The sequence below is a fragment of the Kitasatospora sp. NPDC059599 genome, from assembly GCF_042735125.1.
Classification (GTDB): Bacteria; Actinomycetota; Actinomycetes; order Streptomycetales; family Streptomycetaceae; genus Kitasatospora.
Map to the genome: position 1 here is coordinate 1 of NZ_JBHWCL010000005.1, position 21,438 is coordinate 21,438.

The window sequence follows — 21,438 nt, forward strand, 5'->3', positions numbered from 1 at the left end:
TAGCGAACCGAGCCACCGCCGTCGGCAACGCCGACCGGGCCACTCGCGGGAAACAGCGATGTTTGCATGCCGAGGACGATCCGGCCGTGGCCGGGAGTCAGCGGCTGCCCGGGTTCTTCACGCAGGCGTCCCGGCCGCCGTCGGTCAGCTCCGCCCACCTCTCGTACTCCTGGCGGACATACGGCCGCGCGGATGCCTCCCACGTGGACGAGCCGGGCCCGGCCGGACCCAGCACGAACCGGCCGTCGGTCAGGTCGAAGGCGAGCAGCTCGTACGCCGTACGCGCGGCCTCGGTGACGTCTTGCTCGTCGCCGCTCTGCAGCGCCAGGCGGTCGGCCAGCGCCGCCCGGCGCAGCCGGAACTCCCGCTCCAGGGAGGCGCGCGGGTACTCGCCGTCGTGCCTGAGCGCGGTCTGCAGGCGGGCCACCGCGGTGTTCTCGGCCACCGGTCCCAGGGCTGCGGCGTACGCGCTCTCCGGCAAGGGGGCGTCGAGGCCCTCGTCCGTGCGGGGATGGTGACCGGTCACTGTGGGTGGCCCCTCGGATGGTGGGTGATGAAGTCCGTTGCGGCCGGCTCCTTTTGGGTACCTTCGAAGGGTCCCGCCGCTGTTTTGCCGGGGCGCCAGACTACCTTCTGCGTTCGCTTGGTGACGGCATGTCTACTGGCCAGTAGGGTGCGGGGGGTGACCGGCCGCACCCGGCGCGACAGCGTCCGGCCGAAAGCATGCGCTCCGCTCGGCCGGATCGCCCCGGGCCGGCAGCGGAGCGGCGCCCGCCGGGGACGGCCTGGACTGTGCGTGTCGGATCGGGCGGTGCCGCTGCTCGTGGGTCACTTGTCCCAGGAGACGGCACGACCGAAGACCTCGTTGACCTGCGCCGCGACGTCTTGACGGATCGTGGCGAGCGAGACCGCGCCCATCACGGCGAAGGTCCAGCGCAGGCTCGTGGCCATCCCGGGACTGTCCGCCACGAACGGGACCATCGGCGACCGCGGCTGCGGCGAAAACCAACGCTGGCGCCAGGCGCGGCATCCACCGCGCCAGGCGGCCCGGGGCGACGACCTCGGACGGCGCACCCGCCAGCAGCGCCGCTCGGTCCCCCGCGAGCAGCGCCTGCAGGCCGTTCACGAGCGAGGCGGTCACCTCGTCGACCGCGGCGGTGCTGTGGGCCTGGGCGAGGTCGCGCTTGTGGGCGCGGAACACGGCGGCGATCCGCAGGCTTTCCAACCGCAGGCCAGCCGCCACCTCGGGCCACGGCTCGCGGATGCGCCCCGGGTACATGCCGGCGCGTTCCACCTCGACCGCGATCCCTTCCAGCCGTCTCGACCAGTCCGCGACGTCCTCGGCGGCGAACCAGCGGTGCCTCTTCGTGTGGAGATCGGCTACCAGCCGCGCCAGCCGGACGCACACCGCGTCGAATGGGCGGCCTCTCTTGCGCGCCGCCTTGACCCGGGCCCGGCCGTGGAGAACGTAGTACCCACCCAGCGCGATGCCGGCCAGGCATGCCGCAAGCATTCCGACCCACGACCCGTTGGCCCTCGCCTGGGTCCCCCGGCAGGGGCGTCAGCAGCCTGTGCCGCCCCTGGAGAGTGACGACCAGGAAGACGGCCGAGCAGGCGAGGACGGCCGTGAACGCCATGACCGCCTCAGCCCACTTCAGGCCGGGCACCAGCCGGCACAGCACGACCGTCCCCACAACTGCATGACCGCCTCAGCCCACTTCAGGCTGGGCACCAGCCGGCACAGCACGACCGTCCCCACAACTGGCAGGCCCGGAACGACCAGCAGAGCCACCATCCCCCAGACCACACCGCCCGCGACGAAGTCGGCCATCTCCTGCCGCGTCGGCTGCGGGGGACGGCGCACCCACGGGCTGTTCACCGCACCCAGCAGCGCGACCGCCACGCACACCCACAACGCCCGACGCATCCCTCATTCAACGGCCGTGTCCACGGTGTGCCACCGAAGCAGGACACCTCGGATCCGGCCGTCCAGGTGCGCTCCCTCCGCCTCGGGTACCGCCTCCTCGGCCGCAAGGGCCCGGTCCCCGCTGACCTTGTCGGCCAGGGTCTCCTTGAAACGGGCCCGCGGCATCAGCCGCCGGACCCGGGTACGGGCAGTACGCACCCACGCGATCGGCGGCATCGTCACCCCCGACACAGTAGAGGTGCACACACACCACCACCCGGCGTTCGCCGGAACCCGACCGCACCGTCGGCACGGGCACGGCTGTACACCCCCACGGCGCGCCCGCGCTGTCCGCTTCACCGCCCGACCGATTCCTCCTCGCCCGCCTCCTCCGGCAGTACGCGACACGTCATGGCGTGAACTCGCCAGTCTCACCCCCTCCTCCAGCCACCTTCCCCCGAACCCCGGTCGGGCGCGTTCGGCGGTCCCGCCGTCACCCCATGTCAGAGCGGCCGGCAACGGTGCAGGGGTCATCCGCAGCCGGTTGTCAGTGGGGGCGTGTACGGTCCGGGCGGCGGATGCCAGGGGAGAGGAAGCAGGGGCGGACATGGATGCGGTCGGGCCGGAGTCGCGCGAGTACCTCGACGGACTGTTCACACCGGGTCTGCGGATCGGCGGCAATCCGCACACCCCGTACAGCTGGATCGAGATCGCCAAGGTGGAGGAGGTCACCACGGTCCGGGTGCCGAGCGGTCGGCTGGCCGTGGACTCGCCCTGGAGCGCCGAGCCGCCGCGCGAGCTCGCGCTCCGCATCCCGCCCGGCGAGTACCGTGTGGAGGTCTCCTGGGCGGACTCTCCCAGCCTCGTCGGAGGCTTCTACGCCGAGCACCGGGAGTGCGCCGCAACCTGTCTGCGGGTGCGCGACGAGCCGGTGGTCACCTGGGAAATCGCCCTCGGCGTGGGCGAGGACGAGCCGGGTGGGCACGCTGCCGACGCGGGGTTCACGGCGGAGGAGGCCATGGGTTGCCTCGCCGACGCCACCGCCTGGAAGCCGCTGACCGCGCCGTTCCGCCGCTACCTGGCGGACGTGGCCGCCGCCGGCTTCGGTGGCCCACCGATCGAGCGGGCCACCGAGGATCTCTGCGAGGGCTACTTCGAGCTCACTCGCGACGAGGCCCGCCAGGCCGACCTGCTGGCCTTCGGCGTCCCGGAAGGCTGGGCTCAGGTCTGGGCGGGCCGCACACGTGACGGCGAGGTCGCGGTGATCGTCGTCCCAGGCCCGGTGTCCACCGGCCCGTGACCAGGACACGCTCCCGACAGCTTCCGAGAGCCTCGCTCAGCGGGTCTCCCCGGTCTCCTCGACGGTGCGGACCTCGCACTGGTCGAGGCGGCGGGCCAGGTAGCTGCACGCGGCCAGGCGCTCCATGGCCTCCTGCTCGGCCAGTTCGTCCCGGGTGTGCGTCGTGACGTTGCGGACAATGAGGTTCAGGCCGGTCACCGAGTTGTTAAGGGCGTTGGCCAGCGGTTCCAGCCCACCACGCATGCTCCTGTTCGTCTTGTCAGTGGGGGCTGGCGGGCCACACGAGCTTCGGCCGGCCAGGGCTGGGCTCGCCCACCAGCAGAGTCTCCTGCCAGAACCGGGTGTCGTTCACGTCGTACGGCCCAGTTACTCCTTCCAACGCATGTTCAACGCCCCTGCGGCTTCCCGCACCGCGACCTGGAACCGGTGACCCGGCCAGTGAGCGGCCGCTTCAGTCCAGACGACACGCACGCAACTATGAACGGCTCATCCAGCACTCCGAGTCGCTGATCAGTCGGGCCGCGATCACCCTCATGACCAGGCGCATCACACGACGCCAGTCCCGCCGGTCCAGGCAGCCGGCCTGCCGCGCAGCCCAGCGGGACTGATCATTCTCACGGTCACCGCAGACACCTCGGCCCGGGGCGGCCCGAACCGCTGGCCCGAACTCCACTCTCCCACGGCCGCTACCGGCCCGTTAGCAGAACCACCGGCGCTTGAAGGTCGTCGCCGTCCGAGCCTTCACCGTGGTCCGTACGGCGGCCAGGGGCCGGCGAGCAGCCGCTCGGCCTCCGCCACGATCATTCGGGCGAGCTCCTCGGGTGTGTGGTGCTGCTTCGTCTCCCAGTCGTTGCAGTCGTCGACCAGGTCGACCAGCGGCCGCAGTTCCTGGGGCCGGGCCAGCATGCCCCACCCGTCGTATGTGATCACGCCACCGCCAGCTGCGGGTGCCATGCTTCCGGTCACGATCAGACGGAGCCACCAGCGGACGAGCTCCCAGCGGGCTGACTCCCATGGGATCTCGGTGTCGCCGGTAGGCAGGCTATAAGCAATGCCCAGCTCGGTCAGCACCTGCTCGAAGAGCGCGGAGGCCTGCTCGTACTCGCCGTGGGACAGGCCTGCGAGCAGCGGTAGGGACGGCGCCTCGACGTCGAGCGCCATTGCCGTCAATCCGGCCTGGACCAGCTGCTCCTCGTAGACCTGGCGGCCGATCAGGCGCTCCAGCGCCAGCATCCGCAGGTGCTCGACCGCCTCTTTCGCGGTGGTGGCGTACGGGTCGTGCGGCGTGGTGAACTCGGTCTCCGGGCCGCCCTCGACGATGTACGACCAGAAGCCGACGGTCACACGAGCCCGGGAGAGCCCGCTCGGCCGGCCGGTGAACTCGGCCCGGATGTAGTCGGCGAGGTCGATCCCGTAGTAGATGATGTCGGTCTGGTGAACCGAGAGCACTGGGTGACCCGACTCGCCTTCCGTGCCTGGCAGGTAGCGGTGGCTGTAGACCGGAACCAGCTGCGGGACGGTCGCCAGTTCGGTCCGTGCGATCCGTAGCGCGGCGGGCGTCTCCTCGGGCCTTGGCCCCCACGCCGGGAACCAGAACCCGCTGTGCTCGACGTCGAACAGCACACCCTCGACCGGCCACGAGAGCCGCGCCTGCAGGTCCTCAGGGTCACCGTGCCGCCAGTCCGGCCAGCTCCGGGACCCGTGCGGGAGGCCGGCAGACAGAAAGACCCGATGGTCGGCCGCGAACCGGAAGCCGAACCGGGCCTCGACGTCATCGAGTTCCTGCTCGCTGAGACCCGGCCCGATCTCGGCACGGAGAAAACGCTGGAGGTCCCTGGCGGCTTCGAGGGTCAGCGACGGGGCCGACGAATGGGTCATTCGGGCAGCGTAATGGCCTGATGCGACCGCAGGCACGGCATATCCCCGGCCACCACGGCGACACGCGGGTTGCAGCGGGGCTGCATCGGCTGATGCAGCGGGGCCGACGGCTGCTTCCTGGGCTTTGGCCTTGGCGCGGTCGACCTTGCTGCGGCAGGAGCGGGAGCAGTACAGCGGCGCCCGGGTGCGGCCCGCAGGCAGCGGGTTGGAGCAGTCGTACCTGGCCCGCGCCGTCGGCCGGCTGGTCGGTGGCCGCGGTCGGCCGGGGCGCTGTCCATGTCCGGGATGGTAGCCGCCGAGGTCAGCCGCCTGTGCGGGATTGCCCCGCCCCCGGAGGCGGGGCGATACTCCGGCGCTGGCAGGTGGGGTCAGGGGGGTTCTGCACGACGGTGTCGCCGCTGCTGCACCAGGATGTCGTCGCACTGCAGCAAGGTGACGCGCTGTGCTGCACCAGGATGTCGCCGCCGCGCTGCACGACGGTGTCACCGGGACGGATGCAGCAGGACCCCGTGCTGCACCGGTGCTGCACCGGCCGGTGCAGCACGGAGGGAGCCGGCCTCGCCGTACGGTCCCGTCCCGCAAGCCGGGCCCGGCGCCGTGCGCATGGTCGGTGCGCAGGATCCGCAAGGCCCGCACCGTGCGCAACGGCTGGCCTTGCGCATGCGCAGAGGTCCCGCACTGCGCATGCGCAAGGTGCGGAACGGGCGGTTGGAACGGTGGCCGGCCGGTGGTCCGGCCGGGGCGGCGCGCAGCGCCAGGCGGTGAAGTGCGATGCCCGTCGCAGTGCTCTGACCTGCGGTGGAAAGTTTGGCGGGGCGAAACTCACCGGCCTTGCGGGGCGGATCTCACCGGGTGCGGGGGCAAACTCACCGGCCTTGCGGGTGCGGTGCGCGGCCCCGGGCCGGGCACGATGGAGACAGGCACGGACGAGGAGACAGCGATGCGTACCGGGGACGTCGTGGTCGGCGAGGCCTACATCGCGAGCATCCCCCAGCGCCTCCCGGAGCAGCTGCGCCGTCCGGGAGACACGCCCGAGCAGTGGCGGGCGAACATGCAGCTGCACCTGGTCCGCGGCCGGCGCATCACGGTGACGGTGACCGACGTCGGCGAGGAGCCCGGCACGGTGGTGGTCAGCCGGGACGTCCCGGCCGGACGCGTCGCGCTGCGCCTGACCGCCGAGCAGGCCGCGGCCCTCGATCTCGCCGAGGGCCAGGAGTACGAGATCACCGGCATCGTCACCGACGCGGACGGGCAGGCCCTCACCTTCCCCGGCACGATCGCCCACACCATCCCGGCCCGCTGGCTGCGCCCGGCCGACGAGCAGCTGGAGCTCCACCCAGACACGGACCACTTCCACCGCGCGCTGGTGTGCCGGGACGCGGACGGGATGACGCCGGCCGAGATCGACCGGGCGGCGGAGAAGGCGCTGGCGCAGCTCCACCATGTCCGGGGCCTGGCGCTGGAGGACCCGGACGTCGACCACTCGGTGCTCACCTCCGAGGTAGACCACCGGGAGTGGCTGCGGATCGCCGAACGGATGCGGACGGCCGGGCTCGCCGCCTACGATCCGCGGGTCGACCCGGACGCCGTGGAGCACCCGCCGCTGGTCCACTTCCGGCAGACCTGACCGGGCTGTCCCACCTTGTCTCAGGTCCGGCCGCAGAACGCCGCCATCTGGGGATATGGGGTGGGACCGTCCTAGCGAATCGGGGCATACCGGGCAGGGTGGGACAGGGGTGTCCCAGCCCAGCCTTGTCCCAGGCAGGCGGCAGCACGGCCGTCCTCTGACAGGTGATCTTGACCGTTTGCCAGGTGAGTTTGGCCGCCCGGTTCAGCGGGTTCGTGGTCCGGATCTCGTCGGTGGGAGGGAAGGATAATGATCAATCTGGTTCCCTGTAGGGGTACAGGCGCGGTGTCGTCCCGGCTCGCACTCCTAGCGCTTGACTCTGTTGCGCACCGCCAACAGGGCGAGGATGAGCAGGATCGGCTCAAGGAACCGGGAGACCATCTCGATGTAGGTGCCGCTGGTGGTCAGTCCGTGCCCGCCAGAGCGGAAAACCACCGAGTTCAACGCAGTTCGAGTCGCCCAATCAAGGCGTCGTACGGTGAACTTCGCACCGGGTGCGGCTCCTCCGGGCTCCTGAGGCGTGGTGCTCAGGCTGACGTTCTGCCCTGCTGTCACCGTGCCCTGCGTCTGCTGCGTCGGGCTCGGGTCCTGGGGCAACCCGAACTGCATCAGCAGGACCACAGTCAGCAACATCATCGCGACTAGCCAGCCCACGGCGCGGAAGGCTCGCAAACCGTAGCCGGAGACCAGCCAGTACGCCCACAACAGTGCACGTTCCGAGAACGGGGTCTCTGCCCGGTCGTGTCGGCGCATCTCCATCTCACCGTAGTAGAAATCTGCAGCGCCGGGCTCGTTTTTGCTGTCCTCGAACGCCTTACGCAGCTGCCGGTAGATTGCGGCCAGGTGTGCCGGACTCAACGCTGGACCGTCCTGGCTCCAGCTACGCGGCAGGTCAGGTTTTCTGTCGTCGGACTGCTTGGGCAGGTGGGACTTCTCAAGCTCAGCCAGCCAGCGGGGATCCAGCCAGTGGGGTTCCTCGGCAAGCGTGCGTCGGCGGCTCCACCGGTAGAGCCAGCTCCTGAACGAGCTCCAGCGCCACCGTTTTTCGGACTGTTCAACCTCGTCGGTCTGTTCAGCCCGCCAGTGGTGTTCCTCGACCAGCGTGCGTCGGCGGCTCCACCGGTAGAGCCAGCTCTTGTACCAGCTCCAGCGCCAGTGGAAGCCTGCGGGTGTGCGAGCGAAGGTGCACTGGCCTTCCAAGCGGACTTGGTCCAGGTGGAACGCTCCCGAGAAGACACAGGACGTCAGGTCGACGTCGGTCAGAACTAGGTGGGCCGCATCCACCCCTCGCACAGAGGCGACCCGCACAGTGGACTGGCGGTCAAGGTGCTCGGTCAGTGACGCGTCCAGTGATCCCTCGTCGCGCCACGGTGTCTCATCGAGCCACGTCTTGGGGATTTCGAAATGGGTGGGGTGAGCGGTAATGGCTACGGGGGCGGACAGCACGGCATCAGTCAGATCCACCGTCGCGTAGCGCAGGTGCAGGGCCGCCGTCGACCTCCACTGCGTCCGCACGCAGTGCACCTCGTCCGCCGCGATCTCCATCGTTACCGGCGCCTCGAAGACCGCGCCGGACAGGTCAATCTCATAGAAAGACATCAGCGGTCCGAAAATCGGCGGCTTGGTGAACCGGGCTGCGCTGAAGTGCGCGTTGCCGGCGAACGTCACCCCTTTGAAGGTGGTGTATCCGTCGAACATTACCCTCGCGAACGACGCGGGGGACTCTGTGAACGTGGCCTTCGCAAACCAAGCAACGCTAGTGAATGTCGCATCGTCGAACACGACCTCCTTGAAGGTCGTCTGCCTGAAAATGGCGTCGCCCTTGAACGTCACGCCGAGGAATCCGGCGATGCCGGTGAACGTTGCCAAACTGAACACGGCATCACCGCTGAACGTCGCCTGATCGAACAGGGCCTGACCCAACAGAGGAGGTCCGCCGGCATGGTCTCGGAGAGCATCGAGGAGCGCGTTGAGGAGGGGGGTGGTGAAGGGGGTGCCGCGATGGTCGATGTCGTCACCAGTGGCCAGTCCCTCGAAATAGGCGGCGCGACCAGGATCAGACAGGTGGGCCAGGCAGGCGACATGACCGGGGACGCGGGCACCACGGCAGCCGACCGGGTCGTCCGGGCGGTGGGCGCCGTACCCACAGTGCGGCCAGTCGGGCGGCTGCGGCGTTGGTGCGGGCGGCGTACTCATGGCCCGGAGACCGTCCGGTGCGTCATGGCATCCATCGTCGTCCGCTCATACGACTTCGGCGGCGTCCGGCGGCGGCCTGGCGCGCGGGTTCACCCTCCCGGCAGCCGTCGGAGAGGGAAGGTAATGACGGTTATCCCTCCCTGGCGGCAAGATCCAGACCGAATCCGCCCCATGAGTCCGGGCGGTCAAACTCGCCTGGCAAACGGTCAAGATCGCCTGTCAGAGGACAACGGCGCCCGCCGGTGATGGCCCGGATCGTGCGTCCTCGGGTCCGGCGGGCACCGGCAGCAGCGTAGCGGGCGAAGGCCCGCCGGCCCGGCTTCTACAGCGCGGGGTGGGGCGGGTCTTCGGGAACACGATCCGTACGGTCGGCGGCCAGGGCGGGGCGGGAGCGTAGGCGTGCACGACGGGCAGCGGCAGGGACGACAGGCCGTCATCGTCGGAGTGGTCGTAGTGGTCGCTCATTCTGTTCTGCGAATTTCGTCGGTGAATTCGCGTGCGGGGTCGCGCAAATGGAAAGTCCCGGCCGCTTGGGAGCGGCCGGGACTTCTTTTTCGGCGACACAGAGGGGTGTGGCGGGGTGTTCGGGGCGTCTAGAGCCCCTCCAGGTCCATCCAGGAGACGTCGTTGAGCTCGACGTCGAGGCTGCGGGCGCGGTGGCCGTTGTCCTTGAAGTAGTGCTCGCGCAGGCCCTCGGCGAGGATCCGCTCCTGCTCGGCCTGGCTGGCCCCGGCGTCGCGGGCCGCGTACAGCTTCTGGGCCACGGTGCCGGGCATCTTCTGGGTGATGGTGCGGGGGCGGGGGTCGTCGGTCGAGCCGGCCGCCGAGCTGTACCCGAACGTGCCGGAGATGTGCAGCATGAAGCCGTTGGTCTCGGCGGCGTTGCGCACGCGCTGCTTGACCTTGGGCTGCCACTTCGCGCGGACCTGCTGCTCGACCTTCTTCGCGGCGGCGGCCTTCGGGACGGCCTGGCCCTTGAGCCAGCGCTGCACGGTGCGCTGGCTGACGCCGAGTTCGGCGGCCAGGGCCTTGGTGGAGCCCATGACGCCCTTGAGCAGGAACCGCATCCGGGCGGCGGTGGACTGCGGGATCGGGCGGGTGCGCTCGGCGCGCTCCAGGCCCTCGTCGATCTCCCCCATTGGGCTGTCCTTCCTCGAGGTCGTGATGGCGGTGGGGACCGCCCGGCGCCGGGCGGTCGGGTTCAGCGGGTCCAGCCGATGAGGGTGAGGCGGTGGCCGCGGTCTTCGAGGTCGCGGCGGGAGACGGCTCCCTCGCGGGCGTGGACCAGCGGCAGCGCCAGGCCGTCGCCGTCGCGGGTCGGGACGTCGTTCCACACGCCGCCCTGGTCGTCCAGCCACAGGGCGGTATGGTCCTCGCTCGGCGCGGCGGCCGGCGCCACGATGCCCGCGGTCTGCGCGGCGCGCAGCCAGGCGTCGGCCTGCCCGGTCAGCTCGGCCCGGACCTCCGGCTTCAAGCGGGTCCAGGCGGCGGACCCCAACCTGGTGTGACGCCAGCAGGCGGCGGCGAGCTGTTCGGCGCGCGGGTCGTGCTCCATCGGGTCCTCCCCTTAGTCCGGCCGCCGGTCGGCGGCCCGCTGCTGACGAATCGTGCGGGCCGGGCCCGCGTGGTGCGGGCCCGACCCCGGTGCGGCTACTCATCGGCGGAGACGATCCCGCCGGTCTTGATGTGCCGGGCGGGTTCGCCCCGTCGGCGAGCAGCTCGGCGATCTCGGCCATCGGCCTGCTGCCCTCGAACTTGACCATCCCCGGGCTGACGCCGAGGCGCAGCGAGGTGGTGAGGGTGCCGTCCAGGCAGGCGAGGACGTCCAGGGCGCCGGGGCCCGGGGAGGCGAACACCGCGCAGTCGGAGAGCACCGCGAAGCAGTGCAGGCCGGTGTCGCCGGCCATCTTGCGGAGCTTGCGGTGGAGGTTGACGGTGGCGGTGTCGATGACCAGGGCGCGCATCAGCGGGTCCCAGGTCGGGCGGTCGAGTGCGGGCCAGCGCTCGCCGGGCTTGTAGCCGTGGCCGCGGGGGCGTTCGCGCATCTTGCCGATGGTGCCCTTGGCGGTCTGCTTGATCGCGGTGAGGACCGCGAGCTCGGCCGGGTCGCCCTGCTTGGCGGCGGCCATGGCGTCGAGGAACGCGACCGGGTCGGTGTCGGCGAGGGTGAGCGGGACGCCCAGGGCGGCCATCGTGTCCAGGTAGGCCTGCCGCAGGCGATTGCGCCACGGGTCGAGGTAGGGGCCGTGCTCGTAGCGCAGGTACGCCTCGGTGGGCTGTACCCGGGCGCCGAGCTCCATGGCGTAGGCGACCTTCACCGTGCTGTACCAGGCCGGCCCGGTCGGGCGGGAGCCGTCCGCGGTGAACGGGCTGGGGAGCAGCGGGTTCGTGTCGAGGCCGGACAGGTCGACCAGCCACGAGCCCGGGATCTTCGGGTCGAAGACCGGGTTGACCACGTGCACGGGCGGGCCCAGCGGCAGGGTGAGGCGGCCGGCGGCGGCGAGGAAGGCCATGTTGACGTCCAGACCCACCGCCCAGGCGGAGCGCTTCTCGGTGTCGGTGAGCTCGCGGTGCCAGTCCCAGGCTTCGGTCACCAGCTCGCCGCCCGGCTCCCGGTCCTGGGCGAGCGGGTGGACGTCCAGGACCTCCGGCGGCGCCGGGTCGAAGGCGTCCTTCGGGCGGGAGCCCTCCACCAGTCCGGACGTCCAGCCGGCCTCGGTGCGCACCGCACGGGTCGGCGGGCGCAGCGCGGTGACGAGCTCGAGGCCGGAGACGGCGGTGGAGCCGAGCGGGGTGAGGACGCGGGTGGTGTAGGTGCCGAGCAGCCGGGCCAGGTCCGAGGCGGCGAGGCCGTCCGGGATCTGCCAGCCGCCGGATGCGAGGGCGCCCCAGGCGGGGATGCACAGCTGCACGCACTGGCGCTTGCCGTCCTCGGGGGTGCGGTAGATCCGCGCCCACGGGCCGAGGCCGCGCTGGGTCAGCAGCCAGCCGGCCTTCTCGATCTGCTTGACGGCCTTATGGGTCTTCGGCAGCTGGCCGAGCCGGGGGACGAACTCCTTCCTCTCGTCCCGCCCGAGCGGGGGCAGGCTGAGTTCGGCGAGCGCGGCGTCGGTGAGGGCGACCAGGGCGTCGCCGTCCTTGCCGTGGCGGTGCAGGCGGGGCAAGCCGAGCCCGGTCTCCAGCGCGCACTCCACGACGTCGGCGAGGGTGCGCCCAGCACGGGCGGTGGCGGCCTCGCCGTCGTCGGCGAGGCAGGGCCACCAGGGCCTTCCCGCCCGAGACAACGCCCAGCACCGCGAGCGGCCCGGCCAGGAACCGCGCGGCGGCCGCAGCCTCCCAGTCCGCCAGCCTGTCCTCGGCAGCGGGCTTCTTCGCCGGAGCCTTCCGCGCCCTGCACGGACCCGGCCACCGGACCCGACAACGGAGCCGCACGACGCGCCACCGGACCGGCCGCGGGGGCGGCCTGGCGGGGCGCAGCGACCGGAGCGACTGGAGCCACCGGTTCGGCGTACGCGGCCACGCCGGGCTCCTCCGTGACCGGGACCGTGGCCGCGGGCGGCACGGCCGGGGCCGGGGTGCACCAGCCGCCCGCGTGGACCGGGCGGCCCTGCGAGCGGTACGGCGTCGCACGACCGCATCGCACCCACGGCGCGGGCGCGGCCAGCAGCAGCAAGCCGTCCGGCCTATGGTCCAGCGACGCCGGCTGCGCCGCCGGTGCGGCGGCGAACGCCTCCGGCACCGGATCGGGCCCGGGTACGGCGGCTGGTACGCCCTGAACCGGGACTGGGGGCCGGCCCGCTGCGGCCGGGCCGGCTTCGGCGCGCACGAGCCCGGCGGCCTGCGCCCGGCGCAGCCACTCGGCCGGCTCCACCGTGCCGTGCTGCAGCGCCAGCGTCGCGAGGAACCGGATGTAGAACTCGTGCTTGGGCGGGCGGGGATGCGTCGTCCCGGCCTCCCACCGCACGATCGTCTCCCGCCGGGTCTTCAGCTCGGCCGCCAGCTCCTCCTGGGTGAACCAGGCCCGGCAGCCGCTCTGCGGCGAACTCCTGACGGGCCTGGTCGCGCCCGCTGGATTTCCCCGAAGCGGCCCCAGCCTGGACGCACCTCTGGCATGCTCACCCGAACACAGCAGGCCCCGGGTGACCGGAGCCTTACACAGAGTCAGGTGTCGGGTCGGGGTGGGCAGTGCAGTGCACGATCAGCGCGTCGATGTTCCTAGCGATCATCATCGTCTCCGCAGCCGAGCCGACGCAGTGCTCACCGTCGACACCTTCTGGGCCCTGATCGCCGCCACGTTCTTGCGGCCACGCCACCCTCCAAGTCGTCGGCGTCGTCCTAAGCCACCCACTGACCCTGTATCCGGCCGGACGGTATGCACCGCCGACGCGGCCGGAGCGCACTCGTACACCAGACCCAGTCGAGGAGAAGCCGTGGCGGAATCCGTGTGGACCATGTTGTTCTGGTCGATCGTGGCAGTCCTGGCCGCCGTAGCCATCGTGGCCTGGCGGAGGAGCCTCTACCCCGGCACCTGGCGGCACGCCTTCGACCCCCGCCACAGCCCGGAGCGGCAAAAGCTGCACACGGCCCGATGGAACCTGCGCCGGGCGGAGCAGAACGTGGCCACCGAGCAGAAGCGCGCCCACTCCGCCGCGGCCGACGCCGCAAACGAGCACGAGGCCCGGGTGAGAAATGCCGAACTCCACTTGGCAGCGCTGCGCGCCCCGGGCCGCGGAGCGCTGCTCCATTCCCTCGGCGACCGCCTGGATCTGTACGAGCACGCCCTGCGGGTGCGCACCGGCGCCACCCACCCACTCCTCGGTCTCACGATCGACGACCAGTACTCCCCTGCAGAGGCCTACATCTACCTGACGCCGCCCGACGGCCAGCGCGAGCTGCTCACTCTCGCGTTGGAGAGCACCCCACAGGCAGACGTACGTGCCTTCGTCGTCCATGTTCACAACGCCATCGCCAGCACCGGGCCCGCCCTCAAACAGCTCCAAGCCCTCATCCCCGAGGCCGAAGCCGAACTGAGGCGCGTCACCGCCGACACCCGCGACCGCCGCCAGGCCGAACAGAACCTGCAGCAGGTCACCGCCCGGTTGAAGAACGACCTTCGCATCCCTCAGGCCCGACGTGAACTGAACGCCGCCTACGACCGCTGGCACCAACTGACCGGCCGCCGCCCCGGGTGACCGTCCTCACGGCGGCGCCGAGGAAGGTCAGGTCGGCGACCAGCGGCTCCTGAGCAACCGAGTGCGGAACCGGGTCGCCGCCGGCGTGAAGATCGCGCATCTCCAGTTCATCACGGGCTTGGTAGCTTCAGCTGCTGAGCCTCAACGGTCCAAGATCGTCTTCCTCGCCTTCGCCCCCGCTCCTCGAGGCCCGGGCCTCGAGGTGCAGAACCTGCTGGGCCGCGTACTGGCTGCCGGCTTCAGCAGCCCGCGAGTACCAGGCCAGGGCCTCCTCCTGCATACCGGCTTCCCGGAAGAGATCCCCCATCTCCCGCACCGCCCGACGGTCCCTGGCATCCACGCGGTGCTGGAGCCAGGCCACTGCGGCCTGGAGACCACGGTGGTTGCGCAGCAGCCACACCGCCTCCCGGTAGGCGTGCCATTCCCCCGCGTCGGCGGCCTTCGTGAACGCCGCGACCGCCTCGTCCACCAGCGTCCGGTCGCTCTCGCACTTGTCCCGCAGGATCAGCCCGATCTGCATCGACGCCTTCGAATCGCCCAGCGCGGACAGCTCCCGGAAGCACCCCAGAGCTTCGTCGGGCCGTTCGGTCGTCCGGTAGAGCACCGCGAGCCGCCACAAGGCCATCAGGTCCGGGGGCGTCGCCCCCGCAGCCTCGCGATAGAGCGACAGCGCCTCGCTCTCCCGGCCTGCCGACGTCAGCAGATCCGCCAGCGGCAGCATGCTCGACCGGTCACCGTGGTACACCGCCGCCCGATACATCACGATCGCCTCGTCGTCCCGGCCCAGCCCCTGAAGATGCTCCGCAGCGTTGCGCCATCCCGTCAGGTCCCCCGCCTCCCCGGCATCCATGTAGAAGCGCAGGGCCCTCGTCCTGTCCCCCGCGTCCCAGAGCAGGTGCGCGGCTTCCCGCAGGGCAGCCGGCCTTCCCTCAGCAGCCACTGTCCGCAACCATCGGACCGTTTCCTCGGTCCGACCGTTGCGCTGCATCAGCGAGACCGCCGCCCGCAGCGCGTGATCGTGCCCGTCAGCCAGCGCCGCCTTCTGATAGATCGCAACCGCCTCTTCGTCCCGGCCTTCGCGAAGAAGCCGCCGTGCGGCCGCAACAGCGGCGTTGGCATCGCCCGCCTCAGCCAGGGTCCTCAGCCATGAGATCGCCTCGTATGGCTCGCCGTTCTCGCTCAGCAGCCTGGCCGCCGGCTCGAGGGCCTGAGGGTCGCCGGCTTCCGCAGCCCGTTGGTACCACGTTGCCGCCTCCTCCAGACGACCCGACTGCTCCAGGAGGGCTCCGGCCATGTGCAGGGTATGGGTGTCCCCCCTCTCGACAGCCGTGTGGAGATTCCGGGTCTTCAGCAGCGGATGGACGTTGCGGCTCGCGGACAGGAACTGGGCCACGGCCCCCCGGGTCGCGTTGACATCGGCCAGGGCCAGCCGGGGATCCCGCCCGACAGCTCCGGTCAGCGAGACAAGATCGTCGCCGGTGAACCGGTCCGGCACGTTGACGGCACAGTCCTCGACCAGGGTTCGCGCCGCCGTGGCGACCGCCCCGGTCGACCCGCGTGCCCGGTTCAGCAGCGCCGTCGTCGCCGAAATGGTGCCGACCACCAGCACCGGGGCACGACGCTGGTCGTGCAGAGCATCGAGGATCTCGGCGTGGACCCGCCCCGCAGCAGAGCACTGCGCAGGGTCCAGGTACCGGTCGATCCGATCCAGCCACACCACCGTGCGCGGCCCGGCCTGCGCCAGCACCTCGACCACATGCTCACCGTCCAACGGGTCCGTCGGGTACCCCAGGCGCCACGTCCTGGGCAGCCGCTGCAGCGCCTCCCAGCAGCTACGCGACTTGCCGGTCGCCCGGCGGCCACGGGCAACGACCATCGCACTGTGACCCTCGACGGCCTGCCGCACGACGTCGTCGAGCGCCTGGTCGTGGTCCCGCCGGACATAGGGCACCAGGACCGGCAGCACGTCCTCGGCGTCCGCGAGCGCCACCGCTTCCCGAACTCCGAGAGCCAACGGGTCCGCCTCGGCCACCGCACGCCCGTACGGCCGCTCCGCCGCTGCCCGGATCCACAGCTCCCGGGCCTGCGCGCCGGCCGTCACCGGCTCGGCCCCAGCCATGCGGGCCACCACCGCCGCCACCGCCACCGCCACCGCCACCGCATCCACCTGAAGCCCGAGCGCCGATGAGTGCAACAGTCTGTTCACCGTGTCCCGCGTCGGCGCCGAATCCAGCGAGTCGTCCAGACGGACCGCGGCAGCGATGTCCGCCAGCGACGGCCACCCCGCCTCCAGGTACAACGTGTGCACGAAGTCCTTGAACTCCCGCACCAGCCCGGGCCGCACCCAGGCCCGCGGCGCCGACGACCGACGCCGCGATCCCCCGATCCTGCGCGCCGAAGTCCCTGCCCGGCCATCCCGCGGCAGCATCCCTACAGCTCCGGCTCCCCGTTCACGGCCCCGCACCCGTCCCACAGCCTGAAGACGCATCCACAGCTGCTCCCACACGACGTCCGGATAGCCCGCCGCCGGCGAGCCGTCGAACTGTGAGATCACCCGCATGAACACACAGAACACCTGCTCCGTAGGCACCACGCCCGGCTAGCGCGTCTCCCAGCGTGCTCCGGGACAGGCTCAGGCCCATGTGCTTGGCCCGCTCCTCCACGGCGCGCAGCGAGGGGCTGCCGCTCAGCAGCAGCGCCGTGCGCATCTGCTCACGCAGGTGGTGTGCCTCGCTCAGCAGTTCGGGCTCATGCCAGTCGGTCGAGACCTGTCCACGTGCCGCTGACGAGTTCGCTGGGGTCTTGCGCCACAGTCGCTCCGCCTTTCGCATCTCCGACGGGGTGGCACCGCACGCCCGGGCGAAGGCCTGCACGACGTCCAGCCCTGGACGACGGCGCCCGGACGCGGCCCGGGAGAGCGTGGCGACGGATATACGCGGCGATGTCTCTTGGGACATCTGTGCGTAGGTCCTTCCGCTGCGCGAGCACAGAGCCTGGAGAAACTCGGCGAGGTGCCCGGCGACCGCTCCCTCGGCGATCGCCTTCTTCGGCCTTCCCACGGCGTTCGCTCACCTGCGCCGGCGCCCTGTGGAGGCGGCCGAGACCAGCCGTCTCACCAACTCGGCCGCCGTCACGACGGCCGCGCTGGACAGCACGATGATCGTCTCGGTCGACATCCCCATCGCAGCCAGCGCGACGAAGACGGCCAGCACCGCCACTGCCAGAACGACGACACCGGCGGGAACCCGCCCGTCGGCGCTGCCCTCGCGGCTTCTGCGCCGTGCGGGCCTGCCCTGTGTGTTCATGTGAAGTCCTTCCGATGGCCGCAGCTTTGACGAGACATCAGGTGTGGGAAGGGGTCGTAGTCCTCCACCACACCGCGCCGCTAAGTGTTGAACACGCCGAAGCCCTGGCTGAGCCATTGGACATTTTCTTCCGCCAGGGCTTGAAACAACCTGGACCCGGCTCAGGGGGTCTCCGCAGATCAGGGCACCGGAGTCCTGGCAGCAGTCGACGCTTGTCCGGTTTTCAGTCCGGCGTCCGCGCCACCCTTGGGCCTGTTGCATGGTTGTCCGGGTTTTGGTGCAAAAACAGAGCCCCCTATGTGACCTATCTGTACTGGTCAGAGCGCGTTCAATGCCGCGCGCACCTGCCGGAAGCAGCACGGTGTCCGGTGTAAAAGCGTTGCAACCCGCAGCCGCTTCTCCCGGGGCGCGACACATTGATGACAACCTCCCGGCCGCAGCCCAGACACCCACGCCGGGGACCATCGCCGTGCCCCGGTCGTAGCGGAGCCGGCAACCAGCCACCAGGCTGGCCACGTTCGGGGACGCCTCCAAGGCGTCCCCGAACGCCCACCCACCAACCGGACGGCAGCCCCTGTACCACCGAGTCGCGGCGAATCCGGGAGCCCCTTCCTGCGGGTTTCGACATTCCCGCAGCCCCGGCCCGCAGTTAGGGTCTGTCCGAAAAATGATCATCTGGCCCGTTCGCGGAGCCAGATGATCAGGGAGGCCGGGGCAACTCCGGCGCGAGAGCGGCTGGCGAGCTTGTCGAAGCGCGTGGCGATCGCGCGACCTGCTTGAGGCAGGCGAAGCATCGTTCGGCCACACTACGGTCGCGGTAGATCGCCCGGTCGAACGCGGGCGGCCAGCCGCCGAGGGATCCGCGCCGCCTGCGGTTTGCCGCCTGGTCGCGGCGCTCGGGGATCGTGACAGCGACGCCCCGGCGCCGCAACAGGTAGCGGATCGCCCTGCTGGAAGAGGCCTTATCGCCCAGCACCCGCAACGGCGTCGTGTGCGGGCAGCCCGAGCCCGACCGCGGGACGCAGATCCCGTCCAGGACCTGGCCGAACGCGATGGTGTCGTTGGACCATGCCGCCTGGGAGATGTGCCCGCTCGACCAGGGCCGGCAGCACCTGCTGCCGGCCCGGCCTGTCGGGCGTGCGGAATAGGGCAGCCCAGTCCATGTCTTCAGCTCGACCGGGACGCGGTACTGCGGGATGCACAGGGGGGGCCGGGGCCTGCTGTCCCTGGGGCGGGTAGCGTCCTTCTGGTGAATCTCAACCTCTTCAACGATGTGCCCGACGGCCTGACTCGACGAGCTCGATCGTTCGTCCAAGCGCACGGAGTCAAAGTCGATGTCAGGCACGTTGAGGACCACAGACAGTGGTGGCTTGAGCGAGACATCCCGGCGGCGGTCATCGACCGGATGGCGGCTTATGAAGAGCGCTGGGGCGGTCTGGTCCTCCCACCCGCATCTCAGTACGACGGCGGCCCGAGGTATCTCGAAGCGGACTCCCCTGAAGGCTCTGAATCTGAAGGTTGGTGGTTCGAGGCCGGGATGCAGCGGACCGCGGTCCCGTACGGGTTCATGATCGGGCCGTCTGGCGAGTTCGGCATTCACACAGGTCAGTGGGTCCCTCTCCACGCCACCGTCGAGGGCTGGGTGGAGTCGCTCGCGCTGACCCACCACGCGTCCATGTGGGCGAAGCAGATCATCAAGGTCACCGGCGACGATATCGATGGCATCGTGCTGGACGGGTTCGAGCCGGTGCGCGAAGTGATGGGCCTGGCCGACGCCTGGTGGCGAGGGGCCGACTCCCTGGTGGCCGTCTACACAGGTGAGGCCGAGGCCCACTCCTTTCCGCGGAGCCGCACCGCGTTGATTTATTCCGGCTTGGACGAGTGGGGCTTGCGAGGAGGCGTCAGGGACAGCACCAGCTGAGGACATCAGGAGTGATCCAGAGTCTCGCCGGCGTCTGATCGGCGGGCCACCTCGGCTGCGTAGGCGGTCCTGACGGCCCCGGCGGCCCAGCGCTCGGCTGCTGCCGGGCTGACCTCTCCCTCGGCGCCGGGAGGCAGGACGCTGAACTCGGCCTGGGCTGACCACCTGGCTGACCTGGTCAAGCAGGCCAGGAACCGCCGGGGGCTCCCGTAGTAGGGCGCCGGGCCTGCCGCCATCCCCCATCGCACAATGCTATGCAGGTTAAGACATAAATTCGAAAGGATCCTGGATGCTGCCCAGGCGCGTAACCATGGAAGAGGAGGCCGTGCTTGCGCGACTCGCCGCCGAAGTCGAGGCAGACTTGCGCTACGTCGGCCTGCCGGTTCTCTCGACCGGCGACTGTTGGACCGGTGGGAATGTGGGCTCATCGACCTTCCTCGTTTTCTACGATCCGAGCGAGGACGAGTCCGGCGGAGTATTTGTTCGCTGGGCCCTCAGCGACGAAGTCAAGAACACGATCATCTTCTCGCCCGACCTCGCCGCCGAGCGAGCCATCCCCTTGGGTAGCGTCACTCTTGAGACCATGACCGACGCAGTCGAACGGATCCTCTTTGAGGCCGGATGGGTAGTGGACAGGACTTCGATCGGCGTTCACGAGTCGGCAATCAGGATCCGACGGAAGGCCCCCACCGAACACTGACCCACGTGGTCGTCTGCAGTAACCCCTGCAACCGCCTCGCCAAACTATGGCAAGGCGGTTGCAGTCATGGCCTCCGTGCCGTTGAAGTGGTCGAGGCCGGGATCCGGTCAGCGCCTCAGCGCACCTTCTCCAGTGCGCGGGAGGTGAGCTGCAGCGCGAGGTCCACGGTCTCGTCGTCGCGCAGCGGGCAGTTCACCGCGTACTTGTGGCCGCCCTTGACGTCGCGGAGTTCGATCCGCGGGTCATCGAGGTCGTCCACGTCCTCGGGGGTGAGCCTGAGAGTGAGGCCCGCGTGGATCGCGCTCACGTACGCGACGGCTCCGAAGCGGCGCTTGCCGGCATCGCGGACCATCAGGTAGTTGGACAGTCCGTCCCTGGTCCGTTCCGAGGTGCCGGCCTCGACCTCGACACCGAGTGCGCGCACGCGGCTCAGGTAGGTCAGCACGCGGTCGGCAATCTCCTGGCTTCGGGCCCGGCCCCGGACCAGTGTCTCGGTGCCCGACGCGGTGGTCTCACCGAGCGCCTCAACAGCGGCTGCTCCGACGTCAACGCCGGATTCGTCTCCCATCAGCTGGAGGAACTGGGCGATCTCCTCCGGAGTGCCCTCCAGGTACTTCATACCATCTCCCCCATCCAAAGCCCACCAGTATCTGCGCATGCACAAGCTAGCAGACTGCTTCTTACGCGTGTGCATGAATGCGCAATCTGGTTTACGCGTGAGAAGAATGGTGCCTGCCGCGAGGCCGTACAGCCGGGAGTTGCCCGCTCTCGGTCCGCCCTGCCGGACCGCGAGATGGCACACCAACGCACACCGAAAGCCCGCGCTCCCCGGTCGGGCGGCGGCAAGCGGCGGGTGGCGAGCCGCAGGGGGCTACTCGTCGGCGGAGACAACGCCGCCGGTCTTGATGTGCCGGGCGGGGTTCGCGTCGTCGGCGAGCAGCTCGGCAATCTCGGTTATCGGCCGGGAGCCCTCGAACTTGACCATCCCGGGCGACACCCCGAGGCGCAGCGCGGTGGTGAGGGTGCCGTCCGGCTTGGTGAGGACGTCCGGGGCACTCGGGCCGGGGGCGGCGAAGACGGCGCACCGGCATGACGTCTTCCCCTTCCCCACTGTTCTGGCGGCCGATCCCCTCCTCGCTCGATGCCGGGCCCGAGCCCGCGCCGCTCGGGGAGGAGCTGACCGAGGAGGAGTGCGCCGGGCTGCAGCTGGCCGCCGCCGCGGGTGAGCGGGCGGCGGCCTGGGTGCGGGAGCTGGCCCGCCAACAGCCAGTCGAGATGCACGGGCGGGTGCTGGAGCTGACCGCCCAGGCGATCGAGCAGACCTGCACCCGCGAGATCATCCCCGGCAACGACGCCGACCTCACCGCCGAACTGCGCTACCGCCTGGACGGCAGCGTGCTGCTCGGCGCGGCA

The 21,438-nt window shown here is 70.5% G+C and carries 17 protein-coding genes and 2 pseudogenes; 5 read left to right on the top strand and 14 right to left on the bottom strand.

Features of this window, described 5'->3' with window-relative positions; translation table 11 throughout:
• Positions 1-97 precede the first annotated feature (97 nt).
• The 4 genes from ACFV04_RS02755 to ACFV04_RS02770 form a co-directional block, all read right to left on the bottom strand.
• A complete protein-coding gene (locus ACFV04_RS02755) occupies positions 98-526 on the bottom strand; it encodes a hypothetical protein (RefSeq protein WP_380526356.1) in 429 nt (142 codons plus the stop codon).
• Positions 527-828: 302 nt separating this feature from the next.
• Positions 829-951: a hypothetical protein gene (locus tag ACFV04_RS02760; RefSeq protein ID WP_380526358.1), complete on the bottom strand. Its 123-nt coding sequence runs from the start codon at positions 949-951 to the stop codon at positions 829-831.
• A 703-nt stretch (positions 952-1,654) separates the two neighbouring features.
• Complete coding sequence (locus ACFV04_RS02765; RefSeq protein ID WP_380526360.1) at positions 1,655-1,927, bottom strand: hypothetical protein; 273 nt, start codon at positions 1,925-1,927, stop codon at positions 1,655-1,657.
• 3 nt (positions 1,928-1,930) lie between these two features.
• Entirely contained in the window at positions 1,931-2,149 is a 219-nt protein-coding gene (locus ACFV04_RS02770; RefSeq protein ID WP_380526362.1) for a hypothetical protein, read from the bottom strand.
• A gap of 364 nt (positions 2,150-2,513) precedes the next feature.
• On the opposite strand from ACFV04_RS02770, the gene ACFV04_RS02775 reads away from it, so the two are divergent.
• Entirely contained in the window at positions 2,514-3,206 is a 693-nt protein-coding gene (locus tag ACFV04_RS02775; RefSeq protein WP_380526364.1) for a DUF4241 domain-containing protein, read from the top strand.
• A 36-nt stretch (positions 3,207-3,242) separates the two neighbouring features.
• Here ACFV04_RS02775 and ACFV04_RS02780 read toward each other — a convergent pair whose 3' ends face one another.
• Both ACFV04_RS02780 and ACFV04_RS02785 read right to left on the bottom strand, forming a co-directional pair.
• The gene (locus ACFV04_RS02780) at positions 3,243-3,506 is read right to left on the bottom strand and encodes a TIGR02391 family protein (protein ID WP_380526553.1); all 264 of its coding nucleotides are present in this window, start codon (positions 3,504-3,506) and stop codon (positions 3,243-3,245) included.
• A gap of 441 nt (positions 3,507-3,947) precedes the next feature.
• Positions 3,948-5,084, bottom strand: coding sequence for a hypothetical protein (locus tag ACFV04_RS02785; RefSeq protein WP_380526366.1), 1,137 nt, complete (start codon positions 5,082-5,084; stop codon positions 3,948-3,950).
• A 940-nt stretch (positions 5,085-6,024) separates the two neighbouring features.
• Here ACFV04_RS02785 and ACFV04_RS02790 point away from each other — a divergent pair.
• The gene (locus tag ACFV04_RS02790; RefSeq protein ID WP_380526368.1) at positions 6,025-6,711 is read left to right on the top strand and encodes a hypothetical protein; all 687 of its coding nucleotides are present in this window, start codon (positions 6,025-6,027) and stop codon (positions 6,709-6,711) included.
• A gap of 306 nt (positions 6,712-7,017) precedes the next feature.
• Here the strand turns inward: ACFV04_RS02790 and ACFV04_RS02795 are convergent, their stop codons facing one another.
• Both ACFV04_RS02795 and tap read right to left on the bottom strand, forming a co-directional pair.
• Positions 7,018-8,907: a pentapeptide repeat-containing protein gene (locus tag ACFV04_RS02795; protein WP_380526370.1), complete on the bottom strand. Its 1,890-nt coding sequence runs from the start codon at positions 8,905-8,907 to the stop codon at positions 7,018-7,020.
• Between the two features lie 593 nt (positions 8,908-9,500).
• On the bottom strand, positions 9,501-12,191 hold the full coding sequence (tap, locus tag ACFV04_RS02800; protein WP_380526372.1) for a telomere-associated protein Tap: 2,691 nt from the start codon (positions 12,189-12,191) through the stop codon (positions 9,501-9,503).
• 1,146 nt (positions 12,192-13,337) lie between these two features.
• Here tap and ACFV04_RS02805 point away from each other — a divergent pair.
• Entirely contained in the window at positions 13,338-14,099 is a 762-nt protein-coding gene (locus ACFV04_RS02805; protein ID WP_380526374.1) for a hypothetical protein, read from the top strand.
• Between the two features lie 127 nt (positions 14,100-14,226).
• On the opposite strand, the gene ACFV04_RS02810 is transcribed toward ACFV04_RS02805, so the two are convergent.
• The 4 genes and pseudogenes from ACFV04_RS02810 to ACFV04_RS02825 form a co-directional block, all read right to left on the bottom strand.
• Positions 14,227-16,689, bottom strand: a complete 2,463-nt coding sequence (locus ACFV04_RS02810; RefSeq protein WP_380526567.1) for a tetratricopeptide repeat protein — start codon at positions 16,687-16,689, stop codon at positions 14,227-14,229.
• Between the two features lie 247 nt (positions 16,690-16,936).
• Positions 16,937-17,158 (bottom strand): annotated as a pseudogene (locus tag ACFV04_RS02815) (helix-turn-helix domain-containing protein); the annotation flags it as partial.
• A 9-nt stretch (positions 17,159-17,167) separates the two neighbouring features.
• On the bottom strand, positions 17,168-17,404 hold the full coding sequence (locus tag ACFV04_RS02820) for a hypothetical protein (protein WP_380526376.1): 237 nt from the start codon (positions 17,402-17,404) through the stop codon (positions 17,168-17,170).
• A gap of 649 nt (positions 17,405-18,053) precedes the next feature.
• Positions 18,054-18,467: pseudogene (locus ACFV04_RS02825) on the bottom strand (IS5/IS1182 family transposase); the annotation flags it as partial.
• 186 nt (positions 18,468-18,653) lie between these two features.
• On the opposite strand from ACFV04_RS02825, the gene ACFV04_RS02830 reads away from it, so the two are divergent.
• Positions 18,654-19,325 (top strand): hypothetical protein, encoded by a 672-nt coding sequence (locus ACFV04_RS02830; RefSeq protein WP_380526378.1) that lies wholly within the window; start codon positions 18,654-18,656, stop codon positions 19,323-19,325.
• A 289-nt stretch (positions 19,326-19,614) separates the two neighbouring features.
• On the top strand, positions 19,615-20,025 hold the full coding sequence (locus tag ACFV04_RS02835; protein ID WP_380526380.1) for a hypothetical protein: 411 nt from the start codon (positions 19,615-19,617) through the stop codon (positions 20,023-20,025).
• Positions 20,026-20,140: 115 nt separating this feature from the next.
• Here the strand turns inward: ACFV04_RS02835 and ACFV04_RS02840 are convergent, their stop codons facing one another.
• Together ACFV04_RS02840 and ACFV04_RS02845 are read right to left on the bottom strand one after the other, a co-directional pair.
• Entirely contained in the window at positions 20,141-20,644 is a 504-nt protein-coding gene (locus ACFV04_RS02840) for a hypothetical protein (protein ID WP_380526382.1), read from the bottom strand.
• Positions 20,645-20,896: 252 nt separating this feature from the next.
• Complete coding sequence (locus tag ACFV04_RS02845) at positions 20,897-21,136, bottom strand: hypothetical protein (RefSeq protein ID WP_380526384.1); 240 nt, start codon at positions 21,134-21,136, stop codon at positions 20,897-20,899.
• Between the last annotated feature and the right edge of the window lie 302 nt (positions 21,137-21,438).